Origin of the sequence: Pseudoalteromonas sp. SIMBA_162 (assembly GCF_046535955.1) — a bacterium.
In the GTDB taxonomy this organism is placed as follows: domain Bacteria; phylum Pseudomonadota; class Gammaproteobacteria; order Enterobacterales; family Alteromonadaceae; genus Pseudoalteromonas; species Pseudoalteromonas marina.
On record NZ_JAWJBQ010000125.1, the window covers coordinates 1 to 374 of the forward strand.

Sequence of the window (374 nt, forward strand, 5' to 3'; positions counted from 1 at the left end):
TGCTGTAGTCATTCTGGACCTCGAGCAGCTCGACCGGCTGGCCGGCTTCCACCGTGCCCACGATGCGGTAGCCATCCGTCGGGCCACTGCGCACGAAGGTGGTGAGGTCATCGGCGACCCAGCGGTCGGTGGCCGCATTGGCCAGCGGTGCACCCAGCAGCAGGCTGCCGGCGACGCCAGCCCCCAGCACCACACGGCGCAGTGAGCGCGCAAGCGTCGAACACGGCGATCGGGGTGACAGGAGACCGAAAGATGAAGGGGTGCTGGTAATGGAGAATCGCGTCATATCGTGTTCTTCATGGCTGTCTAAGGGCGTAAGCCGACCGTGTCAGGCGTGTGGGCACGAGGAGCAAGCGCGCTGAATCCTGCGTCCC

Annotated in this window: 1 protein-coding gene; it reads right to left on the reverse strand. The window is 65.5% G+C overall.

The genetic code is table 11. The features are described 5' to 3' along the window. Nucleotides 1–286 (reverse strand): SH3 domain-containing protein (locus tag R0J88_RS19000; RefSeq protein WP_410900730.1); only part of this gene is annotated, 286 nt, incomplete at its 3' end. Between the last annotated feature and the right edge of the window lie 88 nt (nt 287–374).